A 24,348-nucleotide genomic window follows, 5' to 3' on the forward strand; every position below is an offset into this window, starting at 1 on the left:
CCGCCGGCCCGTCCCCGCACCGACCGTCCCCGCCGGTCCCTCCTCCGCACCGCCCTGATCGTGGCGACCACCGCCCTGCTGGCCGTCCTGGTCGCGGCGGCGCTCCTGTTCCACGCGTCCGGCGGACGCTGGTTCATCGTGCAGACGCCCTCCATGGGCACGGCCGCCCCGGTCGGCACCCTCGTCCTCACCGAGCCGACGGCCCTCGAGGACGTCCGGGTCGGCGACGCGGTCAGCTTCCACCCCACCACCACGCCCGACGAGACCTACACCCACCGGGTCGTCGAGATCGCGGACGACGGCACGCTCCGCACCCGGGGCGACATCAACGGCGCCGTCGATCCGTGGGCCACCGGCCAGGACCAGCTCATCGGAGTCGTCACCACGGCGCTGCCGGTGCTCGGCTGGCTCGTGCGCGGCCTGCCGCTGCTGATCATCGGCGCCGTCCTCGTGCAGCTGCTCACCCGCTTCATCGCCTCGCCCACCCAGCGGGCGTCGATGCGGATCCTCGGCCTCTCGCTCGTCGCGTCCGTCACCGTCTTCGTGCTGCGACCGCTCGTCGGCATCGTCGTCCTCGAGGCCACGGTCGACAGCGGCACGACGAACGCCACGCTCGTCTCGACGGGCGTCCTCCCCATCCGCGTGAGCGCCGAGGGCGCCGACCCGGTCGACCTGGTCTCCGGACAGGTCGGCCGCCTGCGGATCCCGGCGCACGACGGAGACGCCTACGCGCTCTCCTCCGCTCTGCACCTGCCGTTCTGGGGCTGGGTCCTCTTCGTCCTGCTCTGCGCGATCCCGGTGCTCTACACGGTCTTCGTCGGCCTCCCCGGCGAGCCGGAGCGGACCGCCGAGCGAGGCCGCCGCGCCGCCCGCGCGGAGGAGACGGCATGAGCCGGCACCGCCTCTCCGGCGCCTCTCCGGCCGCGCGGCTGCGCACCCTCCTCGCCCGGCCGCGGGCGGTCGCCGCCGCCCTCGCCGCCGCCGCCCTGACCGCCGTGCTGCTCACCGCCCCCGCCACCTCGGGCGCGTACACCGCATCGATCGTGAACTCGACAAACACAGTCGGCAGCGCCGCCGCGTTCTTCACCTGCGACGGCGCCCTCGCCGCCGACCGCGGAGCCGCGCTCTTCGCCTACACGCTCGCGCAGCCGAGCGGATCGACGACCGCGCCCGACACGGACTCCGGCCAGTACCCGGGCACCTACCGCTCCACCAGCCTCTTCCCGACCGCGATGGTCAGCTCCGCCGCGACGCCCAAGGCCTGCCCGCGCGACGCGGGCGGCTCCTGGACGCCGAACGGCACCAACCAGTACCTGAGCACGCCGCTGGAGCTCAGGAACCCCGGCACCTTCAGTACCGAGATCTGGTTCAAGACCACGAACGCCGGCGGCAAGCTCTTCAGCTTCAGCGCGGGAGCCACCGCTCCCGGTGGCCAGTACGACCGCCACACCTACATCGGCGCCGACGGCAAGCTCGTCTTCGGCGTCTACAACGGCGCCGCGCAGACGATCACGAGCCCCCGCGCCGTCAACGACGGGCTCTGGCACCACGTCGTCTCCACGCTCTCGCCGACGGCGGGCGTCGCGCTGTGGGTCGACGGTGTGAAGGTCGCCTCCAACAGCAGCTACCGCACGGCCGAGAACACGACGGGCACCTGGAAGATCGGGTACGACAGCCTCGGCGGCCAGTGGCCGAACGTCGGCTCGTCGTACTTCGGCGGGAGCCTGCGCTACGCCGCGGTGTACTCGACGGTCCTCACGCCGGAGCAGATCCAGACGCACTTCGCGGCAGGTCGCTGAGCGAACGGCCCGGTCGGCGGCTCCTCCGCAGCCCTAGGGTGAGCGGATGAGCACCCCCGCCCTCTCGCGCCGCGCCCGCTTCCACCAGCGCTTCCTCGTCGAGGAGCGCGTGATGGCCCCGGAGGCGCGCCGCGGCCTCGACCGGGTCGGCTCCGTCCTGATCGGCGTCGGCGTCGTCCTCTTCGCGGCGTTCACCGCGCAGGTCGCGAGCGGCACCGGTCTCACCGTCCTCGACCCGGTCGTGGCCGAGTGGTTCCGCGAGAAGCGCTCCGCCGAGGGCACGGTCGTGATGGACGCGCTCGCCACCGTCTTCGGGCCGGTCTACCTGCCGGTCATCATCCTGGCCGTGCTCGTGCTCTGGTTCGTGCTCGCGCGGCATCTCTGGCGGCCGATCCTCCTGGCCGGCGGCATGCTCGTGGGGATGCTCAGCGTGCAGCTGGCCGCCCACCTCGTGATGCGGATGCGCCCGCCGGTCGAGTACATGCTGCTCGGGCCCGACGGGACCTTCTCGTTCCCCTCCGGCCATGTCACCGGCGTGAGCGACTTCTTCCTGATCACCACGTTCCTGCTCGCCTCCCGTCGCTCCTCCCGGAGCTGGATGATCGGCGGGTTCGCGCTCTCGCTCGGGATGATCGCCGGCCAGATCGTCGCCCGGCTCTACCTCGGCTACCACTGGCTGACCGACACGCTCGCCTCGGTGTCGCTCGCCCTGATCGTCCTCGGCTCGGTGATCGTGATCGACACCCGCCGGACCGCGGTCGTGCGCAGCGGCGCGGACTGATCGGAGCGGCGGCTCCGCGTGGGTCGAGGCACGGATCCGCACTCGTCACGGCCGCACGACGGAGGCGGGCCGACCCGAGGGGGTCGACCCGCCGAGAGGAGGAGCCGTGCTGTGCGGGGAGGGGCTAGCCGCGGGAGCTGGCGGTGTTGTCGATCGCGAAATACCGGTCGCTGACGTCGCGATTGTTCTCGGCGTTCGAGTCGACGGCGCCCGACGACCCCACCATGATGCGCGACCGCGACCGCAACGAGAGCGAGCCGTACTTCGGGAAGCCCACACCCGACGGGTTCGACGGACGATCCCGGAGCTGGGCCTTGTAGGTCAGGTTGAAGACCTCTCCCGGAGCGAGCGGCTTCTCCACGCGCTGGGACCACCACTTGATGTTGACCGAGACGTTGGGATCCTCCTCGAGTTTGGTGGTCGCGCTGGTGTCGATGCCGAGGTCGGTCAGCGGGATCGAGGCGGGGTTCTCCTGCACCGCGAGCGAGTCCCAGTAGCCGGCGAACGCCAGGCCGAAGCCGATGACGGAGCCGGCGGGCACCGTGTCGGGCCCGTTGTTGCGGTAGGTCGTGACGAACGTCAGGTCCCGGTAGCCCTTGTACATCGGATTGCCGTTGAAGGTCCCGCCGCCCGAGACCGCACCGTCGGGGGCCTCGGTCGGGCGCCGCACCGTCGTCGCCAGGTCGACCTGCGGGTCGGTCGGGACGGTCGACGCCGCCGCGAGCGGGGCGGCGATCGTGGCCGCCACGACCGGCGCGGCCCAGACGGCTCCGCGGACGATCGTCCGGCGGGAGGTCGCCTCGCGCGCAGCCCCGGACAGGGCGTCCGTCGATGTCTCGTCGAGCTGAGGGGTGTGTGACATGGATGTCTCCTAGAGGACGGTGGTCCGTCCGGTTCGCGGTGTCGTGTCGGCGCCGGCGATGCGGCGACGCAGACGAGGGCTCCGTCCGGCCGCCCGGGAGGGCGACCGGCCCGCCTGCGCGTGTCGGGTTCTTCTCCGCAGCCGACGGGTGGATCTGACCGATCGTCACCGAGACGCGGCGTCAGATCGAGGGCGCGGCGGCGATCGGACGGTTTCTCGTCAGGAGCGGTCGCATTGTCGTCCGTTCGGCGCGGATAACACGCGTGTGGTTGTGTACGGAGGACGGACCGAAGGCCGACAGGGGAGGGGTGGGCGCATGCTGCGGAGCGACCCGGTGGTGCTCGAGCGGAGAGTGGGCCTCGGAGGTGCGAGCGCGGCAGCCTGGCTCGGCGGGCGCGGCTTCGCCACCGCAGCGGCCGCCCGTGGCTTCCGGCTGGTGGCGGACACCTACCGGGCGCCGGATCTGGCCCTCGCGCGCATCCTCCGCGGACCGGGGGAGACGAGCTGGGGCGGGTCGCGCTCGCCGGGCGTCTCGCTCTCGATGGTCACCGAGGGCGCGCTCGAGCTCCTCCTCCCCTCCGGGAGCGTCCGGGTGGAGCGCGGGCAGGCCGTGTTCACCCGGGCGACGCGCGTCCTCGGAACGAGGAACACCGGTCCGGTCGGCACGATCGAGATCGTCTTCGGATCGACCTCCTCCCGGTTCGACCTGCAGCTGGGGGAGGAGCCTCTGCTCGTCGAGGGCGCCCTCCGAGGGGTCCGGACCCTCTCCGCGCTCGCCAACGAGATCCTCGGGAGCACCGACGAGTCGTCGATCCCGCTCCCGACCGGCTACCGGACGGCGCTGGAGGCGCTCGCCTCCGACGTCCTCGATCGGATCGGACCGGACCTGCCGCGGACGCTCGACCCCGCGGACCGCCGCCTCGTCCTCGGCGCGCGGCGGATCATCCGGGAACGGCTCGGCGATCCGGCTCTCTCCGTCCGCCGCCTCGCGGCCGAGCTCGCCGTCAGCGAGCGGAGGCTGCAGCGCGCGTTCGCACCGACCGGCACCACGGCGAAGGGCGCCCTGCGGCTCGCCCGAGCGGAGACGGCGGAGAAGCTGCTGCGCACCTACCCGGCGGTGACGCCGATCGAAGCGGAGCTCGTCGCGCACCAGGTCGGGCTGCCCGGCGTCCGCGCCCTGAGGGACCACCTCGCGGCCCACGGTCTGTCGATCCCGGGCTCGGCGCGGTCGTCCGTCAGTCCCGTCCGGCCGGATCCTCCTCGGGAACGACCGGGAGCGGCTCCGTCACGCCGATCGTGCTGACGATCGGCACGACACCGGTCCGGACGAACGGCTCCTCCGCCGTGGTCGCCGGCTCGTCCGGCAGCGGCGCGGGCGAGCCCGGGGACGACTCGTCCGGGGCCGGTGCGCCCGCCTGCTGCTCGGGGGCCGCCGCGGCGTCGTCCTGGTAGAGGACGTCGGCGGCGAGGGCCTGCTCCATGCCGCGGTCGCGACGCGTCCGGGCGCGGACCGGCGCCACGGCGCGCACGATCGGAGTGCGCAGCCTGCGGTAGGCGATGCGGCCGAGCGTGACTCCGCCGGCGAGGCCCAGCGCGATCATGCCCGCCTGCAGCAGGAGCTCGATCCCGGCGCTCGGGCCGGCGTTCGAGGTGAGGCCGAGGACGCCGCGGTAGAGGGTGAGGCCGGGCAGGAGGGGGACGATCGCGCACGCGGTGGTCACCACGGCGGGCACCCGCATCCGCTCGGCCAGCATCTCGCCGAGCAGGCCGATCGCCAGCGCCGGGAGGGCGTTGGCCATGAGCGGCGCGAAACCCGAGGTGGTCAGCGAGTCGGAGACGAGGAACGCGCCGGCGCCGGTGAGGGCGGCGATGAGCGCGGGCCGCGGCGGGGTGTGCGACGAGAGCGCCCAGGCGCCGGCCGCGACCCCGGCGCCGAGCACCTGCACGGCGGCCGGCCAGGGGCGGGCGTAGGAGTCGACCAGCACCAGCTCGACCCCGAGCGAGCGCGCGCCGTCCAGCACCACGGCGATGCCGACGACGATGCCCAGCGTCAGCAGTCCGACCTCGAGCAGCCGGCCGCCCGCCGTGATCGGGAACCCGTTGATCGCGTCGTCCGCCGCTCCCACGAACGAGAGCCCGGCGAGGAGCACGACCACCCCCGACGCGACGACGAGCGCGGGCGGGAGCACCGCCAGCTCCACGGGCAGCCGCGGCACGACCGCGAGCAGCACCACCGCCACTCCGGTCGCCAGTGCGGCACCGGCGATCTGCTGGAAGAAGGCGGGCAGGCCCCAGCGGGCGAGCATCTGGTTGACCAGGTCGATCGCGGCGGCCGTCGCGGCGGCGAGGAGCACGACGAGGGGTCCGCCGCCGAGCAGGAGCGCGACGCCCGCCGCCATCAGCGCGAGCGTGAGGGTGACGACTCCGCGGCGGTAGCGGTGCGGCTGGACGAGGATCGCGTCGAGCCGGTCGTGCGCGGCCTCGAACTGGTGCCGCGCCTCCTCGCGGGCCTCGGCGGAGTCGACGGCGTCGGCGACGCGCACCTCCGGCGAGCCCTCGGTGATGGCGGTGACGAGCGCCGTCACGCGGGAGAGCCGCTCGTAGTCGGCGCTGCGGGAGGGGACGACCCGCAGCACGCTCACGCTGGGGGAGTCGTCGCCTCCGTCGTGCACGACCAGGATCGACGTGAAGGTGAGGTCGACCTGGCACTCGATGCCGTACGCGCGGCACACCCGCTGGATCGTCTCGGTCACCTCGGCGGCCGCGGACCCCAGCGAGAGCAGCGTCTCGCCCAGCCGCACGGCGAGCTCGAGCACCCCGCGGACCGTCTGCTCGGCGAGGAGTGCCCGCTGCGCTCGACGGCTCACCGGGGCCGCGGGCCGCTGCCCGCCGAGCTTGCCGACGACCTGCTGCAGAAGACGAGGAGAGCGCACCGTCCAGGGTAGGCATGCGGGGGCCGGTCCGGGGACGGGTTGCGGCGGCGGCTCCTGCTCCGGCCACCGTTCAGCACCGCTCGGCCGCGCGGCTCGGTAGCATCGGCGCGGAAGAAGAGGTGAGGGGGGCGCACAATGCCCGACCGATCGGACGTCGTCGCTGTGCTGGACGCGCTGATCGCTCTGCTCGAGGAGTACGAGCGCCCGCAGTGGGCCGTCGTCCTGCGCCACGATCGATCGCGTCTGCGGTCCGGTGATGACGGAGCGTACGACGTCCTCCGGTACCGGCTGTCGGCGCCTCGGGGGCTGCGGGAGACGACGACAGGGCTCGCCGATCGGCGACTGAACGAGCGCTTCCGGGTGCTGGTCGATCGGCTCGAGGGGCTCCTGGTGCCCGACCGCGCAGCCGACTCCGACTCGACGCCGCTGCCTCCGCCGGACTTCGGTGAGCGCACGGAGCGGACGGCGCCCGCGCCGGTCCTCCATTCCGCAGCCGCCTACGAGCGCGGCACGCTCCTTCTGCTGGGCGGGGGGCGGTTCTACCGGTCCACCTGGACGGTCCTCTCTCGTGATGACCGCGATCGCCTGCGTCCCGTGCTCCGGGTGTGGGTGCCGTGCGAGGTCGTCAGCGTGGAGGAGTACCGGAGTCTTCAGCACGCCTGTCTCGGCTGGTGGCTGACGCTCGCCGGGATCGTGCCCGCCTTCGCGGCCGTGGCCGTCTTCGTCGCGCCGCCGCCGACGTTCGGCCTGCTCTACAGCGTCTGCTTCGTGCTGCTCGTTGCGGCCGCGGTGATGGTCGGAGTGGTGGAACGGCGTCGCTCCGCGGTGGCCGCGCTCTGGAGCGAGCGGACCGGGCGGCTCGTCGCGCCGATCAGCCGAGGAGTGCCGTCGCGCGAAGCCGAGCGTCGCCCGCCTCGCTGATCCGCGGCCGGGGGCTGCGAGCGCGTCGCCCTCAGAAGGAGGCGTGCACCCGGGTCGTCAGCCAGAGGGCGGCTTCGAGCTCGGTGTGCAGCTCGCGGCCGAGGGCGAGCCAGCGCTCCTCCGCCTCGGCGCTCCTCCAGCCCTCGAACACGTCGCACCCGGACGCCCAGAGCTCCTGCCAGCGGAGCAGCGGTCCGAGCAGGGCCTCCGGGACGCCGACCGCACCCGGATCGTCGATCATGCCGTCGACTCCCCAGAGCGGATACCCCGCGCAGTGGTCGGGGGACAGGCGCAGATCCGTGAGCCGCCCCTCCCGATCGGCCCGCGCGCGGGCGAGGGTGCCCTCCTCCGTCGCGAAGCGCGGGACGATCCACTCGACCTGCGTGACGGGGTCGACGACTCGGCGTTCCACGGCTCCTCCTCCGCTCCTCGATGCGCGCACGACCGTAGCAGGGGCGTTCCACGCCGCGTCGGAGGGCGCCTGCCTACACTGGCGAGCGACTGCGTCCGCCAACGGGCGGGCGGGGCGAGGGGTGGGAGCGCATGAGGGTTCACGAGCGCGCGGTGCGGCACGGGCGGCTCCGGCGGCGGTCCGGGGTGCGGACAGTCGTGGTCGGGATCGCGGCGGTGGTCGGCGTCCTCGCCGTCAGCGCCACCTCGCTCGTGGCGATCGCGACGGTGAGCATCAGCCGGAACGTCGCCGACAACGCGGTCGACCTGGGCGTCGCTCCTCCCACCGCGGGGAACGTGCAGATGGGCGCGGTCGAGGGCGGCTTCGACGTCCTGGTGGTCGGCACCGACAACGACGCGACGCAGGGCGACACGTTCGGCGTCCGCGACGACACGCTCAACGACGTGAACATCCTTCTCCACGTCTCGGCCGACCACCGCAGCGCGACGGTGATCAGCTTCCCGCGCGACCTGATCCTGGACCGTCCCGCCTGCACCGATCCGGAGACGGGCGTCGTCACCGAGGCGACCACCGGCGTCCCGCTCAACTCCGCGTTCCAGTACGGCGGGCTCGCCTGCGTCAACGACACCCTGCAGCAGTTCACCGGGCTGACCGTGCCCTACGCCGGCTGGGTGTCCTTCAACGGCGTCATCGAGATGAGCAACGCCGTCGGCGGCGTCCCGATCTGCCTCACCGGTCCGATCCTCGACACCGACTCGGGCCTCGACCTGCCCGCCGGCACCTCGACCGTCTCCGGGTCGATGGCCCTCTCGTTCCTCCGCAGCCGCCACGGCGTCGGCGACCAGAGCGACCTCAGCCGCATCTCGTCGCAGCAGCAGTACCTGGCCTCCCTGATGCGCACCGTCCGCTCGGCCGACACCCTCTCGAACATCCCCGCCCTCTACGGACTCGCGCAGGCGACCTCCTCGAACGTGCACCTGTCGACGTCGCTCACGAGCCCGGCGACGATGATCTCGCTCGCCCTCGCGCTGAAGGACGTCGACCTCTCGAAGATGGTGTTCGTGCAGTACCCGGCGCTCGACGACCCGGACTACCCGGGCAAGGTCGTGCCCAACGCCGAGGTCGGGGCCGAGCTCATGAACCGCGTCCTCGACGACCAGCCGGTGACCCTCGCATCCGACGCTCCGGCGGAGGAGGCGCCCGCGGCGGAGGCGCCCGCGGACGGCGGCGCGGCTCCGACGGATCCCGCTCCCGTCGCCGTCGACGCTCCGGGTCAGACCGCGGCGGAGGAGACCTGCGCGGTGCCGTCCGACTGACCCGACGGGTCTCGCGACCGCGAAGGCGCCCGGGCGGTGTGCCCGGGCGCCTTCGTCGTCCGCGGTGCGTGGCCGTCTACGCGCGGCGGCGGAGCACCGTCAGGGCGAGACCGCCGAGGATGCCGAAGGCGGCCAGGGCGAGCGGCGCGGTCGTCGAGACGCCGGTCGAGGCGAGGACAGGGCGGTGGCCGCCCGTCTGCGCAGCGGGTCCGGAGCCGGCCGGGTGCCCTGCGGGCCCGGCGCCGACAGGGTGCGCCGTGACCGCGGCGACCGCGGCGGAGCAGTCGGCCTCTCCGGCGATCGGGTCCTCCTCCGTCAGGGTGTAGTCGTAGGAGGTGCTCGCCACGAGACCGCTCGACGTGCCGCGGGCGATGACGCAGTAGATCTCGCTCGCCGGGTCCTGCAGCGGGTACTCGCCGAGGGAGATCAGGCTCCAGCCCAGCGCGTCGACGCCGACCTCGAGGCTCGAGCCGCCGCCCGTGAGCGTCTGGCGCGCACCCGAGGTCGAGAAGACGCCGATCGAGACGGTCTCGTCCGCGCCGAAGCCGAGGAGTGCGCCACCGCTGGTGGGCTGTCCGTCCGCCGGGGCGGGCTCGGGCGAAGCCCCCTGGGGCCAGATCCGGATCGCGGTGCGCGAGGGGACCTGCTCGAGCGACGACGTCACGGAGCGTCCGCTGGTCTCTCCCGTGGCGGTGACGGTGAAGGTGCCCAGCTGGTCCGCCATGGTGTCGGCGTCGAGCAGGACGAAGGCCTCGCCCGAGAGCGGGGTCGGCGCGGGGGGCACGAGGGCGGAGGTGCTGCCGTCGGGCGCGGTGAGCGTGACGGACACGTCCTCGCCGCGGTCGAATCCGCGGAACGAGGCGACGACGCCGTGGATCCGGAACTCTCCGACCTGGATGTCCGCACCGGCCGGGAGCACCCCGCCGTCCTCCCGGTTCTGGAAGACGACGCTCGTGTCGGGCTGCGTCACGGTCAGCTCGACGGCATCGGAGGCGACACGGGCGCCGGAGGCGTCGAGTCCCTCCGCGATGACGGAGATCGTCTCGCCGGGGAGCGGGAGATGGGGGTCCACCGCGACGCCGTCCGCGTCGGTGGGGAGCCAGTCCCGGAGGCGGAGCTCGCCGGAGGCGGTGATCACGCTGGTGGTGACGGCCTCCTCCGAGTCGCCGTCGCGGAGCACGACGACGGCGACGGTGCCGGGCTGGAAACCGGTCCCGGACACGTCCAGGCCGCCGGCCCAGCCCTCCGCCGACGGGATCGCGGAGAACGCCGAGCCCGCTTCGTAGGTGGTGCGGTCGAGGGCGATCGCCAGGGGCGACTGCGCGCTCTCGACGGGCGCGATGGTCGGAGCCGGAGTGGGCGCCGGAGTCGAGGCCGGCTGCGGCGTCGCCGTGGGCTCCGGAGTCGCGGTCGGCTCCGCGGTGGGAGCCGGCTCGGCCGGTGCAGGACTCGAGGCGGCGTCCGGGACGACCTCGGTGGCCAGAGCGACGGACGGGAACGCGAGCGCCCCCAGCAGTGCCGCAGTGGTGATGACGGTGACGCCGTGGCGTCGTCGCGCAGAGCGCACGATTCCTGCTTCCTCCGAGCCGCTGATCGCGGTCGGCTTCCCCATGAGCGGGGGACGCTCGCCCCCTGTCGCTGAGTGTGTCCTATGCGGAACCTCAGCCGGTGCCGGATCCTGCAACGATCCGATCACGCCGCTCGGCGCGAGGTGACGGTCCGGTCACGAGCGCGCGCGGCGACCCGGACAGACTGGTGGGCGACGCTCCCCGGGGGGTCCTCAGACCGGCGGCACGACCAGCAGCACCACGCCGATCGCGGCGCTCATCGCGGCGACCACGCACCAGCGCTCCGCTCGGGTTCCCGCGGGTCCGCGCGTCCGCGCCACGGCGCCGAGACCGATCGCGAGCACGGCGATGCCGACCTGCAGCGCCACGGTGGTGCGGATCAGCGTCCAGGCCTCGAAGGCGCTCGCTCCGGTCGATCCTGTGGCGAGCAGCGGCACTCCGCCGACGCCCGTCGGGATCAGCAGCAGGCCGGATCCGATCGCCAGCGCCGCGATCAGGTGGGCGAGCACCTCGTCCAGCGCGGTCCGAGGCGGCGCGCCGACCGGCCCGAGGGCGGCGGCGCCGGGCCTGATCGCGACAGTGCGGAGGTGCATGGGGCGAGCGTAGGCCCGGACCGCAGCGGAGCGGACCCCCTGCGGAGGCCCCTGTCCGGTGGGCATTCCGGGGGAGGATCGGCGCTGGGCGCGCAGTCGACCGGCCCGGTCCTCCGGTCGCCCGTCGACGCCGTCCGAGCAGTTCGCGACGCTGCCCCCGATGCTCGCGCCACGGGCTTCAGCCGGGCGGCGCGTGATGGATACGGTCGTCGCGGGGCCGGCCTCGCGGACGCGGGAGGCCCCCGGACGAGGAAGCGAGGACACGGTGAGCAACGGCGTTCAGCAGCTCGTCGATGCGATGCTCGACAAGGTCGAGGCGGAGCAGCCCCACATCGACCACACGATCACGATGACGCCGGTCAACGCGCTCTTCCTCCCCGTCCACGCGAGGGAGCTGCCGGCCCGTGACGTGGACGGGCCGCTGCGCGGGCACATCTACCGGGACTGCCTCGTATGGGAGCAGGAGTTCCTCGATCACGTCGTCATCGTGTCGCCGGTGGTCGGACGGGTCCCCGAGGAGGCCTGGGTGCCGAGCTACTACGGGAACCTCCGCACCGGCGACATCGGACCGTTCCCACCGTTCGTCGACGACGACGAGTGAGCGGAGGCGCTCGCGGCGCGGGACCGACGTGTCCCTTCGCCGGACGTCGAGCCGCTCGGTTCGGGAGACCGGCTCGCTTCACGCCCGTCAATCGCTGCTTCCGGTCCAGGTCCCTTCGATCACCTGGATCAGGTCGTGCCGCTCAGCGGGACCCAGGTGGGGTTCGAACTCGATGACGAGCCGGTCCGACCGGTAGACGTCCCTCGTGTTGTAGACCGTCGCCTGCCGCGCGAGATCGAGGGAGCGGTAGCGGTGGATCGACGCCCCGGGCCCGTCGACGCCCTCCACGCACCCGCGACGATCTCCGCAGGCGTCCCTGCTCGGAGCGGCGGCCCGCTCGAGGCCGTCCAGGTCCGCGCGGGTGACGTCCTGGATCGTGATCCTCGATCTCGAGTCGTCGAGGAGGTGTCCCGCTGCGAAGACGGCGGCTCCGCCCAGGACCGCGCCGACGACGAGACCGGCCGCCCCGACGAGGGGTATCCCGCCGACCGTTCCCGTGGGTCTGCTCATCGCTGTCATGGAGAACCTCTCGTCTCGGCTGCTCGGACGGAAAGCGGGGTGCCCTCCGCATTCGGAGAACTTCTCAGCGCTCGTCGACGGAGTCAAGAGCGGGCACCTCGCTGGCAGGAGGTGTGGCGCGATCATCGACGCGGAGCGTGCAGCCGCAGGCTCTCTCCGCTGGGCACCTCGGCCTCGGGCACCGCCTCGGGCAGGATCAGGGGATGCTCCTGCAGACGATCACCACCGGATCCGGACCGCGACACGTCGGGCTGGTGCACGGGCTCGGCGCGTCGGCGGCGACCTGGGGGCCGTTCGTCGAGCGGCTCGTCGCGACCGGCCGCTGCACCGTCACGGCCGTCGATCTGCGCGGGCACGGCGCGAGCGCACGGGCGGAGTCGTACCGGATCGACGACATGGCCGCCGATCTGGTCGAGTCGCTGCCGGCGGGGCTCCACAGCGTGGTCGGCCACTCGCTCGGCGGAGCGGTGCTGCAGCGCGCCGTCCCAGCGCTCGCGCCCGGCCGAGCCGTCTACCTCGATCCCGGGTTCGCCCTGTCGCTGCCGACGAGCGGCCTCGCCGGACGGCTGTTCTGGGCGGCACCGCTCCTGTCGCTCGGCGTCGCCCAGCTCGGGCAGGCGCGGGCGAGCGCCGCGGTCCGCGCCGCCTGCAGCCCCGGGACCCGGGAGCTCCTCGACGACGCGAAGAAGCGGTTCGACGCGCGGATGGCCGTCGGCGTGTTCCGGGACGTCGCCTTCCACCCGGTCCCGGTCGAGGCGCCGGCGGTCCCGTCGACGATCGTGCTCTCCGACCAGTCGCCGGCGGTGCTGCCCGACGCCCTGGCCGCGCGGCTCGAGCAGCGGGGCTGGCAGGTGCGCCGGCTCCCGGGCGTGCACCACGACATGCAGCTCGAGGACCCGGACAGGACGTTCGCCGCGATCGCCGACGTGCTCTAGCCGCGAGCCCCTCCGCGGGTCGGGCGCCGATGAGCGGGAACTACCGGCACATCCGCCCCGACGACCGCGGCCACGGGCGACTCCGGACGGACGGACGCTCGAGCCGTCTGCGAGAGTGCTGGCATGTCCCCGCAGTCGTTGTCCGAAGCCGATCGTCGCCTCGTCGCCGTGTGGGCCGCCGACTGCGCGGAGAGGGTGCTCCCCCTCTTCGAGGCCGAGGCCCCCGACGACGTCCGGGCACGGGACGGCATCGCCCGCGCCCGAGCCTTCTCGCGGGGCGAGTCGGACGCGGCGGGGGAGATCCGGCTCCGCTTCGTCGCGGGTCGTGCGGCGCAGTCGGCGATCTCTCCGGCGGCGAAGGCTGCGGCGCGGTCGGCGGGACAGGCGTCCGGCGTCGCCCACATGGGAGCTCACGCGCTCGGCGCCGCCGCCTATGCAGTGAAGGCGGTCGGGCTGGCCTCGACGCGGGAGGGCGGCGAGGCCGAGATCCGGTGGCAGCTGGGGCACATGAGCGGGCAGGTGCGGGCGGCACTGCGGACCCTGCCGCTCCTCGGTGAGGACCCGTCCGGCCCGCTCGGTCCGGGACTCCTGACCTCGGGTGTGCTCGGATCGAGCATCCGCGCGGTGCAGGCGGCGCTCGGCGCAGCAGCCGCGGACTGATCGCCGACGCAGGCGGCGCAGCAGAGGGTTCGGGCGACGGCGCGCAGGTCGTCCCCCCTCAGCGTCTTCACCCGCGTTCGCCCACCGCGGATCCGGACGCGCTGCCGTCCCAGGCGGAGAGCATGCTGAGCCGATCCGCACTGTCGCTGTCCGCGTCCGGGCAGGAGACCACCAGGACCCCCCCCGCCCACCGGCAGCTTCTCGCACGGGCGTCGGTTCGCGCTCGTGCACATCCCCTCGACCAACCATTGCACCCTCGTGATCGCCGCCGAGCCGGACGGCGCGCGCTGGTCAGCGAGTCCACGCAAGCCAGCGCTTCGGCTCGGTCCACACCCAGCCGCACCGCGGATCTTCGGATGAGCCGTGTGCTCATCTCGCGTCACTCGCCGATCGGCCGCCTGCCGTCGACCTCGAATCGCCGCTCCGACGGCTTCATCCACCCCGATGATCGGTCGCGTTGCCATTTCGCGGAGGAGGGGACGACGTGCTTCGCCGCACGATCAGTTCGGTTGAGACCGTCGTTCGAGCATCCACGGCCTCGCGGCCCTCGATGACCGCGACGAGTGTCCGAACGCTCACACGGCCGACCTCCATCAATTTCTGGCGGACCGTCGTCAGAGGGGGCCAGAAGGCCTCGGCCTCCTCGATGTCATCGAACCCCACGACGCTGACCCGGCCGGGCACGGGGATGTCCGCCTCGTGGTAGGCGAGGAGGACTCCTAGCGCCATCTGGTCGTTGGCGGCGAACACTGCGGTGACGTCATCCCGCTCTCTCAGCGTGACTCCGGCGCGGTACCCCGATCCGGTCGACCAGTCGCCGGCGAGGGTGGCCGGCGGTTCGATGCCGCGCTCACGCAGCGCCTCCCGCCAGGCGGCCTCCCGTCGCAGAGCCGCGAAGCTGTCGCTCGGTCCGCTGACGTGCCAGACCGTGTCGTGCCCGAGGTCGAGTAGATGCTGGGTGGCGAGCAGTGCGCCGTGCCTCTGGTCGGAGTCGACCACGGGATGGCTGGTCTCCCGGCTGGCGTCCAGGGAGACGACGGGAACGCCTGGCGGGAGGTGCACGTCCGGGTTGTCTCGGTAGTGGAACTGCTCGAGCACGATGATGATGCCGTCCAGGGCCTGGTCGGCGAGCACCGAGAAGGCGTTGCTCGTCTCGTCCCGGCTGGAGACGTCCACGGTGATGAGCGTGAGAGAGTACCCGGCCCGGTTGGCCTCTGCGGAGATCGCCTCGAGGGTTCGGCGGTTGCCGAACGAGGAGAGGGTCGAGAGCACCACGCCGATGTTCCGGTACCGGCCCGATCGGAGCGCGCGGGCCGCGCGATTGGGCCGGTAGCCGAGCTCGGTCATGCTCAGGAGGACCTTCTCCCGGGTGAAGGAGTCGACCTCGGGCGCCCCGTTCGCGACGCGCGAGACCGTCTGCTTCGACACCCCCGCCCGCTCGGCGACGTCGCTCTGAGACGGTCCCTTGTGCCTCGTCGCACCGGGACGGTGCGCCTCAGACATCCTGGTCGTCCGCGCGCACCGGGGCCGCGGGAGGAGGCGTCGCACGGGGATCCTTCTCGTTGCTCATGGCTCCATGCTAGAGTCCGGACCCAGATGGTCACGTGACCAAAAATCTCAACGACTGAGGAGCGACGATGGTGTCTCTGACGACAGCCCGACCGGTGAGCGCCCGCCGCGCCCGCCGCGACTGGCGGGGCTGGGGGTTCATCGGCCCGTTCATGCTCGTGTTTCTGGCGGTCCTGGTCGCGCCGGTGGTCTACGCGATCTACCTCAGCCTGTTCCGCCAGCAGCTGGTCGGCGGCAACGCGTTCGTGGGAGTGGAGAACTACGTCCTCCTCCTGCAGGACCCGCGCTTCTGGGAGTCGCTGGGCCGCGTCACGCTGTTCCTCGTCGTGCAGGTCCCGGTGATGCTGGTGCTCTCCCTCGTCGCCGCTCTCGCCATCGACAGCGCCCACCTCGTCGGCCGAGGCGCGTTCCGGATCCTGCTGTTCCTGCCCTACGCGGTTCCCGGCGTCGTGGCAGCACTGATCTGGGGCTTCCTCTACGGCAACCAGTTCGGCCTCACGGGCAGCGTCAACGATCTGCTCGGCGCGGAGATCCTGCAGCCGTTCAGCTCGGAGTGGGTGCTGGGCTCGATCGGCAACATCGTCACCTGGGAGTTCCTGGGCTACAACATGCTCATCTTCTACGCGGCACTGAAGGTCATCCCCGCCGACATCTACGAGGCGGCGGACCTCGACGGAGCGGGCGGCCTGCGAGTGGTGTGGAGCATCAAGCTGCCGGCCATCCGCAGCGCGGTCGTGATCGCCACCATCTTCTCGATCATCGGCAGCTTCCAGCTCTTCAACGAACCGAACCTCCTGAAAGTGCTGGCCCCCAACGTGATCTCCACCTACTTCACCCCGAACATGTATGCCTACAACCTCTCCTTCGCAGGCCAGCAGTACAACTACTCGGCCACGGTGGCGATCGTCATGGGGCTCCTGACCGCCGTTATCGCCTACATCGTGCAGCTGCGCGGACAGCGCTCCGAGGTGCGCTGAGATGACCGTCTCCTACGCACGCACCAGCCCCCGCGCTCGACGCCCGCGCCGCTCGATCCTGCTCGCCGTCATGATGGTCGTCTTCGTCGTGTACTCAGTGGTCCCGCTGGTCTGGCTCCTCATCAACGCGACCAAGAGCCAGAGCGATCTGCTCTCCACCTTCGGCCTCGGCTTCGGCGGCGAGTTCGCGCTCTTCCAGAACATCTACGAGACACTCACCTACCGCGACGGCGTGTTCCTGCAGTGGTTCGCCAACACCCTGCTCTACGTCGTCGTCGGAGCGGGCGGAGCGACACTCCTCGCCACGGTCGCCGGCTACGGACTCGCCAAGTTCGACTTCCCCGGGAAGCGGGGCGTCTTCGCCCTCATCCTCGGGGCGGTGGCGGTGCCCGGGACCGCCCTGGCCGTGCCGACCTTCCTGATGTTCAGCCAGGTGGGACTGACGAACACGCCCTGGGCGGTCATCCTGCCCTCGCTCGTGAGCCCCTTCGCGCTCTACCTCATCTGGAGCTTCGCCACCGAGGCCGTCCCGACCGAGCTGCTCGAGGCGGCACGCATGGACGGGTCGAGCGAGTTCCGCACTTTCTTCACCATCTCGCTGCGACTGCTCTCCCCGGGCATCGTCACGGTCGTCCTCCTCACCGTCGTCGCCACCTGGAACAACTACTTCCTGCCGCTCATCATGCTCAGCGAGCCGACCTGGTATCCGCTCACGGTCGGCCTCAGCCAGTGGAGCGCGCAGGCGACCGGCGTCGGAGCCCAGCCGATCTACAACCTCGTGATCACCGGCTCGCTGCTCACGATCGTCCCGATCGTCATCGCGTTCCTGTTCCTGCAGCGCTACTGGCAGTCGGGTCTGACCGCCGGAAGCGTCAAGCAGTGAACCTCCGCACCTCCTTCCTCCCCTCCCTTCCCGTACAACGAAGTCACTCGAAAGGAACTCCCATGACTCACTCCACCAGCAGGCGGCGTCTCGGCCGCTTCGGCACCCTGGCGGGCGCCGCGCTCACCCTCGGCCTGGTGCTCTCCGGCTGCTCCGCCGCCGGCGGCGCGACGAACTCGGACGCCGATGCGGCCGACCTGGACGCGGCCCTCGAAGAGGGCGGCGCCCTGACCTACTGGACATGGACTCCGTCCGCCGAGGCGCAGGTCGCCGCGTTCGAGAAGGCCTACCCGAACGTCGATGTGAACGTCGTGAACGTCGGCACCGGCACGACCGAGTACACGCAGCTGCAGAACGCGATCACCGCCGGCTCCGGCGCGCCCGACGTCGCCCAGGTCGAGTACTTCGCCATCCCGCAGTTCGCGCTGGCCGACTCCTTCGTCGACCTGACTCCGTACGGCCTCGCCGACCTCGAGGATCTGTACAGTACCGGTCCCTGGAGCTCGGTCAGCATCGGCGGCGGCCTGTACGGCCTGCCGCAGGACTCCGGCCCCATGGCCATGTTCTACAACCAGGCCGTCTTCGACCAGTACGGCATCGAGGTCCCCACTACCTGGGACGAGTACTACGCCGCCGCACAGAAGCTGCACACAGCGAACCCCGACGCCTACATCGCCGGCGACACCAGCGACCCCGGCTTCGCGACGAGCATGATCTGGCAGGCCGGCGGCCGCCCGTTCGAGGTCGCGGACGACGGCACGACGATCTCCGTCGACCTCGAGGACGAGGGCTCTCAGGCCTTCGCCGCGAACTGGTCCCGCCTGACCGAGGGCGAGCTCTTGCCGGACATCCCGAGCTGGAGCGACGAGTGGTACCGCGCACTCGGCGACGGCACCATCGCCACGCTCCTCAGCGGGGCCTGGATGCCCGGCGTGCTGGAGTCCTCCGTGCCCGAGGCCGCGGGTGACTGGCGCGCCGCAGCCCTGCCCACCGCCGACGGCGGCAGCACGGGCGGCAACTCGGAGAACGGCGGCGGCGGACAGGTCGTGCTCGAGCAGAGCGAGAACAAGGCTCTGGCCGCTGCGTTCGTGCGGTGGCTGAACTCGGACGACGAGAGCATCGACATCTTCCTCCAGTCCGGCGGCTTCCCCGCGACCGTCGCCGACCTCGAGTCGGACGAGTTCCTGGCGCAGACCCCCGAGTACTTCGGCGGGCAGGCGATCAACGAGATCCTCGTCGAAGCGTCCCGCACCGTCAGCACGGGCTGGCAGTACCTGCCCTTCCAGGTCTACGCCAACAGCGTCTTCCCGGACACCGTCGGTCAGTCCTTCGTCAACCACGAGGACATCGGCAGCGGACTGATGGACTGGCAGGACCAGCTCGTCGAGTACGGCGACCAGCAGGGCTTCTCCGTCAACAAGTGATACGGAGTCGCTGAGCGATACGAGAGCGCGGCGCGGGGCCTCCCCGCGCCGCGCTCTCATGCGCGGTCGAGGGCGCGATCGACTGTCCCGCGACAGCCGCCGCGCTCCGCGGGACCGGAGAGGATCGGCGCGGAGCGATCAGGGCCGGTACAGGACGGCCGCTGTGCCGCGGACTCCCGGCCGCACCTGGAACAGCGCTCCGGCGAGAGGGTGCGCGGCGGCATCGGCGGGAGAGTAGTCCTCGCGGGACGTCGTGATGAACAGGGTGTCCAGATCGGGTCCGCCGAAGGTCACGCTGGAGACCTGTGGGGCGTCGACGTGGACGACACCGATCAGCTCGCCGGAGGGGTCGTAGCGATGCACTGCCGAAGCACCCCACATCGCTACCCACAGCGCCCCCTCGTCGTCGATCGTCATGCCGTCCGGGCTCCCTGGCCGCGACGACAGATCGAGCGATCCGTCACGACGGAGGGCGGACCCCTCCGTGAGATACCGGTCGATGCGGTGGGTCGGGGTGTCGATGTAATGCATCGTGCCGCCGTCTGGGGACCAGGCCAGACCGTTGGAGATCGTGACCTCGGGGACCGCCTCCGTGACGACGCCCTGGTCGAGGGCGTAGAGGGAGCCGGCGCCCGAGCGCTTGTCCATCGCCATCGTGCCGAACCAGAACCGGCCGGCCGGATCGACCTTCCCGTCGTTCATGCGCCGGTGCACGCCGTCGCGCGGAAGGACGTCGACGACGGGGGAGACGGTGCCCTCTGGGGAGAGGGACCACAGGCCGTCCGCAGCCGCGACGAGCCAGCCGCCGCGCACGTCTCCGACGACGGCGCCCACGGGACCGTCGAAGGCGATCGGGGGGCGGAGCAGGAAGCTCGTACCCTCCGGGGTCGCGGAGCGGACGAGTCCCGCGTACTGGTCGACCCATATCAGCGTGTCGCCGCGCGGGTCCCAGAGCGGGCCCTCGGCGTGATGCGACACGGGCGGGATGCACACCGCGGCCTCCCAGTAGGCGGGGACGGCGGAGCTCATGCGCCGCCTCCCGGCGTCGCCGCGACCGCGTCGTCCGGGTGCTCCACGGGCTCCTCCAGGCGGCCCCGGGTCTGATCGACGAGCGCACGGGTGAGGCCGACCGCTGCTCCGGCGTCGCGTGCGGTGAGCGCGTCGGCGAGCCGGACGTGGATGGCCAGGGCCCGCTCGCCCTCCTCGTCGAACACCGGCACGCTGCCGGAGTAGCGCAGCCGGAGGGCGGCGAGGACGGTGTCGGAGAGCTGCGCGAGGACGGAGCTCGAGGCCGCGACGACGATCGCCGAGTGGAAGTCGAGGTCGGCCCGCGTGAACGCGGCGACGCGCCGGTCGCGGTAGGTCGCGGTCATCTCCTCGGCGGCCCGGACGATCGCGGTCAGCTGCTCCTCCGTGCCTTGGACCGCGGCGAGCTCCGCCGCCGCCGGCTCGATGATGGTGCGCAGCTGCATGAGCTCGCGGAGCTGGATCTGCGCGTCGTCCGTGTGCGACCGCCAGGCGATGACCCGCGGATCCAGGAGCTGCCAGTGCTCGCGGCCGAGGACGGTGATCCCCACCCGCTGGCGGGCGACTATCATCCCGAGCGTCTCGAGGATGCGTAGAGCCTCTCGGATCACCGACCGCGAGACGCCGTGCTCGCGGGTGAGCGTCTCGATGTTCAGCACCGTGCCCGTCGGCGGATCTCCACCGACGATGGCGGTGCCGATGGTGTCGACGAGGGAGCGTTGATGAGTCATGAGACGGGTGGGACCACTCCCTCGTAGGCGCGCTGCGGGAGCTGCGTGGCGAGCTTTCCGCCGCTCACGTCGATGAGCGTGCCCGTGATGTAGTCGGCGGCGTCGCTCGCGAGGAACACGAGCAGATCGGCGATGCTGTCGGCGGTGCCCCAGCGGCGGAGGGTCAGCGTATCGAGCAGCCGGTCCTGAGCCGCCTGGGGCATCGTCTCGAAACCGTTCATGGCGCTCGGGATCATACCGGGAGCGTAGGCGTTGACCGTGACGCCCCACGGCCCCAGCTCGCCGGCGAGCACCCGGCTGAACTGCACGACGGCCGCCTTCGATGCGCCGTAGGCGGCCGCGCCCACCGAGGGGACGATCGCCGCGAACGAGGCCGCGTTGAGGATGCGTCCATGACCGGAGGCCTTCACATGCGGAAGCACCGCCTGCGACATCAGGAACACGCCGCCGACGTTCACGTCGAAGCAGCGGCGCCAGGCGGCCAGATCGAGATCCGCCACCCGGCCCTCGACGTTGATGCCCGCGTTGTTGACCAGGACATCGATACCGCCGAACTCCTCGGCGACGCGAGCGACGCCGCTCGCCACGGAGTCGGGCTCGGTCACGTCGCCCTCGATCTGGAGGACGCCCTCGGGCGCGCCCTCCGGGAAGGCGACGTCGAACGCCGCCACCTTCGCACCCTCGAGGGCGAACCGCTCAGCGAGCGCCCGCCCGATGCCCCGGCCGCCACCCGTCACCAGGACGGCCCGATCCGTGAGATCCATCAGCATGTCCTACCCCCGTCGTTCTGAAAAGTCTGCTTATTATAGATCTCATGGACGCGGAGATGCGAGTCGCCTGGGTGACAGGAGCCGGAAGCGGAGTGGGGCGCGCCTGCGCGACGGCCCTGGGGGAGCGGGGGTGGACCGTCGCCCTCTCGGGGCGCAGGGCGCCCGAGCTGTCCGAGACGGCGGGACTCGTCCGCGCCGCAGGCGGCACCGCCCTCGAGCTGCCGTTCGACGTCGCCGCGGACGACGCCCGTGAGCGCGTCGAGGCGATCGCCGCCGCGACCGGCACCGACCACCTGGACGCCGTCATTCTCTCCGCCGGTGCCAACACCCCGCGGCGGGCGTGGGCGGACCAGTCGATGGCGGAGTTCGCGAGCGTCGTGCAGACCAACCTCCTCGGCGTCGTCCGCAGTGCCGACGCCGCACTTCCGGGACTGCGCGCCGCATCCGGCGTGATCGTCGTGGTCTCCTCGATCGCGGGCTGGCGCCCCTCGCCCGGCGCCGGAGTCGCCTACAGCGCCGGGAAGACGGCGCTCGCGCCGGTCGTCCGCACCCTCAACGACCAGGAGGCTGACTCGGGCGTCCGCGCGACACTCCTCTGCCCCGGGGACATCGACAGCGACTTCCTGCGCCAGCGGCCCGAGGTCCCCGGCGCGGCGGCCCGATCGGTGATGCTCGCGCCCGCCGATATCGCCCGCTCGGCGATGTTCGTGGTCGACGCACCCCGCCACGTGCGGATCGACGAGCTCGTCATCTCCCCGCTCTCCCAGCGCTCCGCCTGATCGCGCTCGACCCGCGCTCGACCCGACCCGACCCCACACGACCCGCGGTCGCCGTCTTCACGGCGCCCGGACACCGACGAGAGGCTTCCATGAACCACCGATGGCTCCGCACCGGCGAGGAGCGCACCCCGCGCATCTCCTTCGGCGCCGACTACAACCCGGATCAGTGGCCGCGCGAGGTCTGGGCCGAGGACGTCCGGCTGATGCAGGAGGCCGGGGTCGACGTCGTCTCCGTCGCCATCTTCTCCTGGGCGAAGATCCAGCCCGCCCCCGACCAGTGGGACTTCGCCTGGCTCGACGAGGTCCTCGACCTGCTGCACGCCGGAGGCATCGGAGTCGATCTGGCGACGGCGACCGCCTCCCCGCCGCCCTGGCTCACGCTGGCCCACCCGGAGATCCTCCCCGTCACCGCCGACGGCAGGATCCTCTCGCCCGGGGGCCGGCAGCACTGGCGTCCCACCTCGGCGGTCTTCCGAGCGCACGCCCTCGAGCTCGTCGAGCGCATCGCCGAGCGCTACCGGGACCACCCCGCGATCGTCGCCTGGCATGTCAGCAACGAGCTCGGCTGCCACAACGCCTGGGACCACTCCGAGGACGCCACGCGGGCGTTCCGCACCTGGCTCGAGCACCGCTACACCGGCATCGACGGCCTCAACGCGGCGTGGGGGACAGCGTTCTGGTCGCAGCGTTACAGCTCGTTCGAGGAGGTGCTCACTCCGCGTCTGGTGGCGGCCCTGCCGAACCCGACCCAGCGCCTGGACTTCCTCCGTTTCTCCTCCGACGCCCTGAAGGAGTACCTCGTCGCCGAGCGCGAGGTGCTGCGGCGGATCACCCCCGACATCCCGGTCACGACCAACTTCATGATCATGGAGGGCAAGAACCACGCCGCCTACGACGACTGGGCGCGGGAGGTCGACTTCGTCTCCAACGACCACTACCGCTTCGCCGGGGAGCAGTCCTTCGACGAGCTGGCCTTCTCAGCGGCGCTGACCTCAGGCGTCGCGCAGGGATCGCCCTGGTTCCTGATGGAGCACTCGACCAGCGCGGTGAACTGGCAGCCGGTCAACCAGCCCAAGCAGCCGGGGGAGATGGCGCGCGACGCCCTCACCCACGTCGCCTACGGCGCCGACGCCGTCTGCTACTTCCAGTGGCGGCAGTCCGTCGCCGGAGCGGAGAAGTTCCACTCCGCGATGCTGCCCCACGCCGGCGAGGACAGCCAGCTGTTCCGCGACGTCGTCCAGCTGGGGGAGCGGCTGCGCCGGCTGGACGATGTGGCGGGGAGCCGGCGCGAGGCGGCCCCGGTCGCCGTCCTGTTCGACTGGGACTCCTGGTGGGCGAGCGAGCTGGAATCGCACCCCAGCACGCTGCTGCGCTACCGACGCGAGGCGCTGGACTGGTGGCGCGCGCTCGCCGACGCGGGCGTCCGCGCGGACGTGATCACCCCGGGCACCGACCTGACCCCGTACGACGTCGTCGTCGCTCCGATGCTCTACCTCGTCTCCGGGCGGACGGGTCGCGAGCTGACCGGCTACGTCGAGGGCGGCGGGAACCTGATCACCACGTACTTCTCGGGGATCGCCGACGAGAACGACCACGTCGTCGCCAGCGGCTACCCGGGTGCTCTGCGCGACCTCCTCGGCATCCGAGTGGAGGAGTTCCACCCGCTCCTCGAGGAGGAGCACGTCCTGCTGGAGGGTGACCTGCGCGGATCCCTGTGGACCGAGGGGATCCAGCTCCGCAGTCCTGAGACGCGGGTGGTCCGCCGCTACGCGACAGGACCGCACGCGGGCGAGCCGGCGGTGACGCGGCGCGCGGCCGGAGCGGGCAGCGCCTCCTACGTCTCGACCCGTCTCCGAGGGGGTGACCTCCTCGATGTCGTCGCCGAACTTCTCGAGGCCGCCGGAGTGGCCTCCGAGCTCCCGTCGGAGATGGTCGGCGCCGTCTTCCACTCGCGGCGGACGATCGACGGCAGCGGGTTCGATTTCTACATCAACCGCACCGACCGCCGAGTCGCGCTTCCCTCTGATGAGCCGGACCTTTTCGAGCAGCGGGCTGTTCCTCCGAGGGGAGTCGCAGTGGTTCGTCGGATCGGCAGCCCACTCCGCTGACAGCGAGCCGGGCGGCGCTGCTGCTCGAAGCGCTGATCCGCTCGATCGTGCAGCGCGCGGGGGCCGTGCCGCATCGCGACCGGTCGCCGGGAGTCGGCGCGTCCTGATCGGAGGCGGGCTCACCGGTCCGGTCGTGCCGACACCCCCCCGACGCGAGGAAGGGCCGCCCCGAGGGACGGCC

General features: G+C 72.1%; 24 protein-coding genes. 14 read left to right on the forward strand and 10 right to left on the reverse strand.

Annotated features, from left to right (window positions below; translation table 11 throughout):
* From C5D08_RS15565 to C5D08_RS15575, 3 genes are all read left to right on the forward strand, one after another.
* The coding region (locus C5D08_RS15565) for a S26 family signal peptidase (protein WP_104277794.1) at window positions 1-891 on the forward strand (891 nt) is incomplete at its 5' end.
* The gene (locus C5D08_RS15570; protein WP_104277795.1) at window positions 888-1,799 is read left to right on the forward strand and encodes a LamG domain-containing protein; all 912 of its coding nucleotides are present in this window, start codon (window positions 888-890) and stop codon (window positions 1,797-1,799) included. The genes C5D08_RS15565 and C5D08_RS15570, both read left to right, overlap by 4 nt.
* A gap of 46 nt (window positions 1,800-1,845) precedes the next feature.
* Window positions 1,846-2,580, forward strand: a complete 735-nt coding sequence (locus C5D08_RS15575) for a phosphatase PAP2 family protein (protein ID WP_104277796.1) — start codon at window positions 1,846-1,848, stop codon at window positions 2,578-2,580.
* Between the two features lie 124 nt (window positions 2,581-2,704).
* On the opposite strand, the gene C5D08_RS15580 is transcribed toward C5D08_RS15575, so the two are convergent.
* Complete coding sequence (locus tag C5D08_RS15580) at window positions 2,705-3,442, reverse strand: hypothetical protein (protein WP_104277797.1); 738 nt, start codon at window positions 3,440-3,442, stop codon at window positions 2,705-2,707.
* Between the two features lie 316 nt (window positions 3,443-3,758).
* Between C5D08_RS15580 and C5D08_RS15585 the strand changes: the two genes are divergently transcribed.
* Window positions 3,759-4,745 (forward strand): AraC family transcriptional regulator, encoded by a 987-nt coding sequence (locus C5D08_RS15585; RefSeq protein WP_104277798.1) that lies wholly within the window; start codon window positions 3,759-3,761, stop codon window positions 4,743-4,745.
* Here C5D08_RS15585 and C5D08_RS15590 read toward each other — a convergent pair.
* Complete coding sequence (locus C5D08_RS15590; RefSeq protein ID WP_181110269.1) at window positions 4,678-6,375, reverse strand: threonine/serine exporter ThrE family protein; 1,698 nt, start codon at window positions 6,373-6,375, stop codon at window positions 4,678-4,680. The genes C5D08_RS15585 and C5D08_RS15590 overlap by 68 nt on opposite strands.
* Window positions 6,376-6,510: 135 nt before the next feature.
* Between C5D08_RS15590 and C5D08_RS17130 the strand changes: the two genes are divergently transcribed.
* Window positions 6,511-7,296 carry a hypothetical protein gene (locus tag C5D08_RS17130; RefSeq protein WP_181110267.1) on the forward strand — a complete coding sequence of 262 codons (786 nt, stop codon included), beginning with the start codon at window positions 6,511-6,513 and terminating at the stop codon, window positions 7,294-7,296.
* 31 nt (window positions 7,297-7,327) lie between these two features.
* Here C5D08_RS17130 and C5D08_RS15600 read toward each other — a convergent pair whose 3' ends face one another.
* Window positions 7,328-7,708 carry a hypothetical protein gene (locus C5D08_RS15600; protein ID WP_104277801.1) on the reverse strand — a complete coding sequence of 127 codons (381 nt, stop codon included), beginning with the start codon at window positions 7,706-7,708 and terminating at the stop codon, window positions 7,328-7,330.
* A 131-nt stretch (window positions 7,709-7,839) separates the two neighbouring features.
* Between C5D08_RS15600 and C5D08_RS15605 the strand changes: the two genes are divergently transcribed.
* Window positions 7,840-9,024: an LCP family protein gene (locus C5D08_RS15605; protein ID WP_146086144.1), complete on the forward strand. Its 1,185-nt coding sequence runs from the start codon at window positions 7,840-7,842 to the stop codon at window positions 9,022-9,024.
* A gap of 76 nt (window positions 9,025-9,100) precedes the next feature.
* On the opposite strand, the gene C5D08_RS15610 is transcribed toward C5D08_RS15605, so the two are convergent.
* Both C5D08_RS15610 and C5D08_RS15615 read right to left on the reverse strand, forming a co-directional pair.
* Window positions 9,101-10,591 (reverse strand): hypothetical protein, encoded by a 1,491-nt coding sequence (locus C5D08_RS15610; RefSeq protein WP_146086143.1) that lies wholly within the window; start codon window positions 10,589-10,591, stop codon window positions 9,101-9,103.
* A 213-nt stretch (window positions 10,592-10,804) separates the two neighbouring features.
* Entirely contained in the window at window positions 10,805-11,185 is a 381-nt protein-coding gene (locus C5D08_RS15615; protein WP_104277804.1) for a hypothetical protein, read from the reverse strand.
* 265 nt (window positions 11,186-11,450) lie between these two features.
* On the opposite strand from C5D08_RS15615, the gene C5D08_RS15620 reads away from it, so the two are divergent.
* Window positions 11,451-11,786, forward strand: a complete 336-nt coding sequence (locus C5D08_RS15620; protein ID WP_104255926.1) for a hypothetical protein — start codon at window positions 11,451-11,453, stop codon at window positions 11,784-11,786.
* 87 nt (window positions 11,787-11,873) lie between these two features.
* Here the strand turns inward: C5D08_RS15620 and C5D08_RS15625 are convergent, their stop codons facing one another.
* The gene (locus C5D08_RS15625) at window positions 11,874-12,296 is read right to left on the reverse strand and encodes a hypothetical protein (protein ID WP_104291826.1); all 423 of its coding nucleotides are present in this window, start codon (window positions 12,294-12,296) and stop codon (window positions 11,874-11,876) included.
* 212 nt (window positions 12,297-12,508) lie between these two features.
* Here C5D08_RS15625 and C5D08_RS15630 point away from each other — a divergent pair, with 212 nt between their 5' ends.
* Together C5D08_RS15630 and C5D08_RS15635 are read left to right on the forward strand one after the other, a co-directional pair.
* Window positions 12,509-13,240, forward strand: coding sequence for an alpha/beta fold hydrolase (locus tag C5D08_RS15630; protein WP_104277806.1), 732 nt, complete (start codon window positions 12,509-12,511; stop codon window positions 13,238-13,240).
* 123 nt (window positions 13,241-13,363) lie between these two features.
* Complete coding sequence (locus C5D08_RS15635; RefSeq protein WP_104277807.1) at window positions 13,364-13,900, forward strand: putative immunity protein; 537 nt, start codon at window positions 13,364-13,366, stop codon at window positions 13,898-13,900.
* A 432-nt stretch (window positions 13,901-14,332) separates the two neighbouring features.
* On the opposite strand, the gene C5D08_RS15640 is transcribed toward C5D08_RS15635, so the two are convergent.
* Window positions 14,333-15,403, reverse strand: coding sequence for a LacI family DNA-binding transcriptional regulator (locus C5D08_RS15640; RefSeq protein WP_104223311.1), 1,071 nt, complete (start codon window positions 15,401-15,403; stop codon window positions 14,333-14,335).
* 134 nt (window positions 15,404-15,537) lie between these two features.
* Here C5D08_RS15640 and C5D08_RS15645 point away from each other — a divergent pair, with 134 nt between their 5' ends.
* The 3 genes from C5D08_RS15645 (at window position 15,538) to C5D08_RS15655 (ending at window position 18,753) form a co-directional block, all read left to right on the forward strand.
* Window positions 15,538-16,446, forward strand: a complete 909-nt coding sequence (locus C5D08_RS15645; RefSeq protein ID WP_104223310.1) for a carbohydrate ABC transporter permease — start codon at window positions 15,538-15,540, stop codon at window positions 16,444-16,446.
* Window position 16,447: 1 nt separating this feature from the next.
* The gene (locus C5D08_RS15650; protein WP_104223309.1) at window positions 16,448-17,329 is read left to right on the forward strand and encodes a carbohydrate ABC transporter permease; all 882 of its coding nucleotides are present in this window, start codon (window positions 16,448-16,450) and stop codon (window positions 17,327-17,329) included.
* 62 nt (window positions 17,330-17,391) lie between these two features.
* Complete coding sequence (locus C5D08_RS15655) at window positions 17,392-18,753, forward strand: ABC transporter substrate-binding protein (RefSeq protein ID WP_104233995.1); 1,362 nt, start codon at window positions 17,392-17,394, stop codon at window positions 18,751-18,753.
* A gap of 138 nt (window positions 18,754-18,891) precedes the next feature.
* Here C5D08_RS15655 and C5D08_RS15660 read toward each other — a convergent pair whose 3' ends face one another.
* From C5D08_RS15660 to C5D08_RS15670, 3 genes are read right to left on the reverse strand one after another with little or no spacing between them, the layout of a single operon-like run.
* Window positions 18,892-19,782, reverse strand: coding sequence for an SMP-30/gluconolactonase/LRE family protein (locus tag C5D08_RS15660; RefSeq protein ID WP_104238876.1), 891 nt, complete (start codon window positions 19,780-19,782; stop codon window positions 18,892-18,894).
* Window positions 19,779-20,510, reverse strand: a complete 732-nt coding sequence (locus C5D08_RS15665) for a FadR/GntR family transcriptional regulator (protein ID WP_104223306.1) — start codon at window positions 20,508-20,510, stop codon at window positions 19,779-19,781. The genes C5D08_RS15660 and C5D08_RS15665 overlap by 4 nt, the downstream gene beginning before the upstream one ends.
* Window positions 20,507-21,274, reverse strand: a complete 768-nt coding sequence (locus C5D08_RS15670; protein WP_308471636.1) for an SDR family NAD(P)-dependent oxidoreductase — start codon at window positions 21,272-21,274, stop codon at window positions 20,507-20,509. Before C5D08_RS15670 ends, C5D08_RS15665 begins: the two co-directional genes overlap by 4 nt.
* Before the next feature lie 50 nt (window positions 21,275-21,324).
* Between C5D08_RS15670 and C5D08_RS15675 the strand changes: the two genes are divergently transcribed.
* Entirely contained in the window at window positions 21,325-22,059 is a 735-nt protein-coding gene (locus C5D08_RS15675; RefSeq protein ID WP_104277809.1) for an SDR family oxidoreductase, read from the forward strand.
* Window positions 22,060-22,148: 89 nt separating this feature from the next.
* A complete protein-coding gene (locus C5D08_RS15680; protein WP_104277810.1) occupies window positions 22,149-24,167 on the forward strand; it encodes a beta-galactosidase in 2,019 nt (672 codons plus the stop codon).
* The last annotated feature ends 181 nt before the right edge of the window (window positions 24,168-24,348 follow it).

This window comes from Rathayibacter sp. AY1B6 (assembly GCF_002932755.1).
In the GTDB taxonomy this organism is placed as follows: domain Bacteria; phylum Actinomycetota; class Actinomycetes; order Actinomycetales; family Microbacteriaceae; genus Rathayibacter.

Coding starts and splice junctions, on each gene's coding strand:
- C5D08_RS15570 (WP_104277795.1), top strand. CDS start 888: ATGAGCCGGCACCGCCTCTCCGGCGCCTCTCCGGCCGCGCGGCTGCGC.
- C5D08_RS15575 (WP_104277796.1), top strand. CDS start 1,846: ATGAGCACCCCCGCCCTCTCGCGCCGCGCCCGCTTCCACCAGCGCTTC.
- C5D08_RS15580 (WP_104277797.1), bottom strand. CDS start 3,442: ATGTCACACACCCCTCAGCTCGACGAGACATCGACGGACGCCCTGTCC.
- C5D08_RS15585 (WP_104277798.1), top strand. CDS start 3,759: ATGCTGCGGAGCGACCCGGTGGTGCTCGAGCGGAGAGTGGGCCTCGGA.
- C5D08_RS17130 (WP_181110267.1), top strand. CDS start 6,511: ATGCCCGACCGATCGGACGTCGTCGCTGTGCTGGACGCGCTGATCGCT.
- C5D08_RS15605 (WP_146086144.1), top strand. CDS start 7,840: ATGAGGGTTCACGAGCGCGCGGTGCGGCACGGGCGGCTCCGGCGGCGG.
- C5D08_RS15615 (WP_104277804.1), bottom strand. CDS start 11,185: ATGCACCTCCGCACTGTCGCGATCAGGCCCGGCGCCGCCGCCCTCGGG.
- C5D08_RS15625 (WP_104291826.1), bottom strand. CDS start 12,296: ATGAGCAGACCCACGGGAACGGTCGGCGGGATACCCCTCGTCGGGGCG.
- C5D08_RS15630 (WP_104277806.1), top strand. CDS start 12,509: ATGCTCCTGCAGACGATCACCACCGGATCCGGACCGCGACACGTCGGG.
- C5D08_RS15635 (WP_104277807.1), top strand. CDS start 13,364: ATGTCCCCGCAGTCGTTGTCCGAAGCCGATCGTCGCCTCGTCGCCGTG.
- C5D08_RS15640 (WP_104223311.1), bottom strand. CDS start 15,403: ATGTCTGAGGCGCACCGTCCCGGTGCGACGAGGCACAAGGGACCGTCT.
- C5D08_RS15645 (WP_104223310.1), top strand. CDS start 15,538: ATGGTGTCTCTGACGACAGCCCGACCGGTGAGCGCCCGCCGCGCCCGC.
- C5D08_RS15650 (WP_104223309.1), top strand. CDS start 16,448: ATGACCGTCTCCTACGCACGCACCAGCCCCCGCGCTCGACGCCCGCGC.
- C5D08_RS15655 (WP_104233995.1), top strand. CDS start 17,392: ATGACTCACTCCACCAGCAGGCGGCGTCTCGGCCGCTTCGGCACCCTG.
- C5D08_RS15660 (WP_104238876.1), bottom strand. CDS start 19,782: ATGAGCTCCGCCGTCCCCGCCTACTGGGAGGCCGCGGTGTGCATCCCG.
- C5D08_RS15665 (WP_104223306.1), bottom strand. CDS start 20,510: ATGACTCATCAACGCTCCCTCGTCGACACCATCGGCACCGCCATCGTC.
- C5D08_RS15670 (WP_308471636.1), bottom strand. CDS start 21,274: ATGGATCTCACGGATCGGGCCGTCCTGGTGACGGGTGGCGGCCGGGGC.
- C5D08_RS15675 (WP_104277809.1), top strand. CDS start 21,325: ATGGACGCGGAGATGCGAGTCGCCTGGGTGACAGGAGCCGGAAGCGGA.
- C5D08_RS15680 (WP_104277810.1), top strand. CDS start 22,149: ATGAACCACCGATGGCTCCGCACCGGCGAGGAGCGCACCCCGCGCATC.